The following is a 4343-nucleotide window of genomic DNA, read 5'->3' on the forward strand; positions in this document are numbered from 1 at the left end:
CGCCGACACCGTGCCCGCCCGCCATGCCGCCGGCGCGCGCCTGTACTTCTACACCGACCACCGCGCCTACAGCACGACGGAATACACCGACGGCGAGCTGGTCCACGCCAAGCTGCTGACCAACACGTCCAGCCGGCAGTTGGACCCACTCGCCGCAACGGCGATGGATTTGACGTTCGACCAGCGTCAGTTCCGGCCGTATCCGCCGGCTGGCGTGACGATCAACAGCGAGAGCTTCCCGGATTCCGTGACCGGCGATGCGGTGATCAGCGCGGTCGCCCGCAACCGTGTCACGCAAGCCGATCAGCTTGTGGATTGGGCGATGGCGACGATTGCCGCCGAAGCCGGAACGACCTACAGCGTGCGCAATGTGGATGTCGAAACCGACACCCAGACGCACCTGACCACCGGCATCACCGCGTGGCCGCACACGATCCCGGCGGCTGACCTGCGCACGCTCAACCGCGTGGAAGTGTGGTCGGTGCGCGATGGCGTGGAGAGCTGGCAGCGCGTGCAAATTCCGTTCACGACCGGGACGGCACTGCTGGCCGAAAGCGGCGACGCGATCACGACCGAAGACGGCGACGCAATTTTGATGGAGTGATGACATGCCCAAGATTTCAGAAATGGCGGCACCGGCCAGCGCGCTCAGCGGTCTGGAACTGATCCCGATCCTTCAAGGCGGCGGCAGCGATGCCAACGCCGGCCTGCCTCTGCTGGCTACTCGCAGCGTGCCCAGCGGCGCGGTGCTGATCCTGCGTAAGCCGATGACGGCCGACCTGTCGGCTACGACTGACGCCGATCCCGGCGCTGGCAAAGTGCGCTGGAACAATGCCACCCCGGCCAGCGCCACGGTGCTCTACATCGATGACGCGGACACCGCATCCGGTGACATCGCCACGCCGCTGGCGACGGTGCAGGTCGGCGGCTTCGTGTATCTGCAAGCCAACAGCACCAGCTCGCGGCGCGATTGCTGGCAGAAATGGCAAGTGACCAGTCTCACCGACGCGACCGGCTACACCAAGATCGGCGTGACCTACGTCGCAGGCGCGGGCACCTGGACGGCGGATGAGACGCTGGAACTGACCGTGCAGCAGCCGACGCCGGCATCGGCCACGGTCAAGCAGGCGCAAGTCATGCTGTCCGACATGAGCACGGCGCTGACCACCGGCACCGGCAAGGCGTTGTGGATCGCACCCGAGGCTGGCTCGCTCACCGATGTCTGGATCGGCGTCGGGACGGTCAGTAGCAGCGGTGCGGTGACCGTCGACTTCAACAAAAACGGCACCAGCGTGCTGACCACGCAGCCCAGCATCGATGTGAGCGAAAACACCAGTTTGACCGGAACATCAGCGGTGATTTCGTCGGCTAGCTTCGCCAAAGGCGACCGCTTCACGTTCGACATCGATGCCGCCGGCACCGGCGCGAAAGCGCTGATGGCGACGGTGGAGTACGAGCCGTCATGAGCCGATTGATCCTGCCCAGTCGAAAGATTTGGACGCCACCGCAACGGCAGCGCGGGTATGTGGTGTTGGATGGGTATCGGGGTGGAAGCGGTGGCGATCCGGACTACGCGCACACGGTGCTGCAAATCCACCCCGGCGGCAGCAATGGCGATACCGCGATCACCGACACCAGCAGCTATGCGCGCTCGCTCACTCGGGTCGGCACCACGATTCAAGTCGTCACGGATACCGATGCGCCCGGCGGCACGGCGCTGGATTATGATGGCTCGACGAGTTGTGCTTACACCGCCGCCACGAGCACTGAGCTGGACATGCGTGCGGGTGCGTTCCAATTCGACTTCAAGCTGAAGCTCGACGCGAACCTCACGGATGGCGGGCATTATTGCACCATCTTGTCGATGACCAAGGGTGATTCGGGCGTTGAGTACGAATGGTCAGTGGCCGCACAGCGCGACTACTTGATATTCTATCACGGCAAGCGCGGGACGAATCAATCACTGGTACGCTTCTATTATCCCGGCGGGGCCACCCTGTCCGGCGCAGGAGGTGTGCAGCACGATTTTTCGCTCGGCCGAGACGCCAGCGGCAACTGGGGCGCGTGGTTGGATGGCGTCCGCTGTGCTGATTATCAGTATGCGCCGCTCGCGGTTTCTTTGAGCTTCGGCGCGAAAACGACCGGTACGTTCGTCCTTACACGTGATTTCGGCGACTACGCAGGCGCGGTGAGCGGACAGGCGCTCCGCGTCGGCAACTTCTTCGCCTCAGGACTCGCGTTCGCCGGTCGCCTGAACGAGTTGCGCTACGTGGTGGGCCAGTGCCGCGACGTGTCGAGCGGCTACTCGCCGCGCACGACACCGTTCCCGGATAGCTGAAAACAGAGCGGCGGCCCGATGCCTGCAAGCACCGGGCCGCCGCCGCAACGCACGCGTTCTCACCGCGTGGTCTTGGCCGAGGCCCTGCCGCTCCCGGGAGCGCAGCCAGTCTCGGCGATACCAATCGCATGGGGTGAGACGTGGAGAAAATCGGACAACATTCGGGCGCGCAACGGGGCGCGGCCAAGGCGAGCCCGGGGCGGAACCGGTACCGCTACCGCCAGCAGTTCGGCATCGTCGTGATCTGTGACAACGAACAGGCACAGGAACGGGCCTACGCCCGCCTGCAGCGCGCCGGTTTCAGGAAGCTCAAGGTGGTGACCGTATGAAGATCGAGGTCAGCCACACCTGCGCCGACTTCACCAGCTACCGCGCGGCGCGCGTCAAGTCCCTGTTCAACTGCGACAGCGGTGCCAACTTTCGGCTCGATGCCGAACTGCCGATCGATGACACGGGCTGGCAGATCGGCGTTATCGTCGGCCCGTCAGGCTCCGGCAAGACCAGCCTCGGCAGCCGCATCTTCGGCCCGCGCGCGATCTGGAAGCCGCGCTGGCCCAAGGACGCGCCGATCATCGATGCCATCGCCCCTGGCGACGCGTTCGACACCGTCCCCGCAGCGCTGTCTGCGGTCGGCCTCGGCTCGGTGCCAGCGTGGCTACGTCCGCATCACGTCCTCAGCAACGGCGAGCGCTTCCGGGCAGACCTCGCCCGCCTGATCGCCGAACGCCCAGCGCGCGCCGTAGTCGATGAATTCAGCAGCGTTGTCGATCGGCAAATCGCGCAAATCGGCGCGATGGCCTTCGCCAAGGCATGGCGACGCGGCGCCGGGCAGGCGGTCTTGCTCAGCTGCCACTACGACGTACTGGACTGGATCGAGCCGGATTGGATCTTCGATACTGCCAGCGGGACGTTTGAACGGGCGCAAGCCGGGAGGCGACTTCGACGCCGACCACCGATCACGTTCGAGCTGTGGGAGACCGACCGGCGTCACTGGCCGGCGTTTGAGCCGCATCACTATCTGAAGCTCCCGTCGATGATTGCGGCGACCTATTACGTGGCCACCGTCAACGGCCAACGAGTCGCCCACGTCGCGGTCGGCACGCGCCCCGGCATGACTGAAGCCCGCGCCTGCCGGCTGGTGGTGATGCCGGAATGGCAGGGCGCCGGCATCGGCCTGCGCTTCCTGCAGGCGGTCTGTGAGCGCTGGCGCACCGGCGGCAACCGGCACGGCATCTGCGTCCCGACCCTGTTCCATACGAGCCACCCCGGCCTGTGCGCCGCGCTTCGGCGTGACCCGCGCTGGACGCAGGTCAGCGGCAGTCTGTACGGCGGCAATCGGGAGCGGAGCAAGGCATCGATGCAGCGTTCCGCGGCGCGCGGACGCATGACCGCCTGCGGAAGCGGCTACGGCGGTCACTTCCGCGCCGTGCAGGGCTTTCGCTACCTCGGGGGGGCAGGACCATGCGCGTGATGCTGGTCGGCCAGAAGTGGCTGGGATCAGAGACGCTGGCAATGCTGCTGGCCAAAGGCCACGACGTGGCGTCCGTCGCGGCACCGGCGGGCGACCGCCTGCACGCAGCAGCGGTCGAGGCGGGCGTACCGGTCGCCGACCCTGGGCGAATTCTGGCGGCCCATGCGCACTGCTTCATCAGCAGGCCAGCACGGCTCCGCGCCAGGCTCGGTGCCATCGGCTACCACCCGAGCTTGCTACCCAGACACCGCGGCCGAGATGCCGTGCGCTGGGCCCTTCACATGCGAGACCAGATCGCCGGCGGCACCGTCTACTGGATGACCGACCGCGCAGACGGCGGGCCAATCGCCGCCCAGGACTGGTGCCACGTGCGGGCCGGTGACACGCCGGAGTCCCTCTGGCGGCGGGACCTGGGGCCGATGGGCCTGCGCCTGCTAGGCGCGGTGCTGGACGATGTGTCCGCTGGGCGGATCGTCAAGCAGCCTCAGGACGAGGCGCTGGCGACTTGGGAGCCGGCGTTTGAGAGGGCGAGGC

At 66.5% G+C, this 4343-nt stretch carries 5 protein-coding genes and 1 pseudogene; all 6 read left to right on the plus strand.

Translation table 11 applies throughout. From position 1 onward, the window contains the following. Nucleotides 1–604: pseudogene (locus tag IT472_RS09480) on the plus strand (hypothetical protein); the annotation flags it as partial. Between the two features lie 4 nt (nt 605–608). Continuing rightward, complete coding sequence (locus tag IT472_RS09485; protein WP_297181218.1) at nt 609–1466, plus strand: hypothetical protein; 858 nt, start codon at nt 609–611, stop codon at nt 1464–1466. Further along, complete coding sequence (locus IT472_RS09490; protein ID WP_297181220.1) at nt 1463–2338, plus strand: hypothetical protein; 876 nt, start codon at nt 1463–1465, stop codon at nt 2336–2338. Before IT472_RS09485 ends, IT472_RS09490 begins: the two co-directional genes overlap by 4 nt. Nucleotides 2339–2478: 140 nt before the next feature. Continuing rightward, nucleotides 2479–2667, plus strand: a complete 189-nt coding sequence (locus IT472_RS09495) for a hypothetical protein (protein WP_297181222.1) — start codon at nt 2479–2481, stop codon at nt 2665–2667. Then, a complete protein-coding gene (locus tag IT472_RS09500) occupies nt 2664–3809 on the plus strand; it encodes a GNAT family N-acetyltransferase (RefSeq protein WP_297181224.1) in 1146 nt (381 codons plus the stop codon). Before IT472_RS09495 ends, IT472_RS09500 begins: the two co-directional genes overlap by 4 nt. Continuing rightward, on the plus strand, nt 3800–4343 hold a 544-nt coding region (locus tag IT472_RS09505), incomplete at its 3' end, for a formyltransferase family protein (RefSeq protein WP_297181226.1). The genes IT472_RS09500 and IT472_RS09505, both read left to right, overlap by 10 nt.

It is taken from the genome of Thermomonas sp. (genome assembly GCF_020850895.1).
GTDB lineage: Bacteria > Pseudomonadota > Gammaproteobacteria > Xanthomonadales > Xanthomonadaceae > Thermomonas.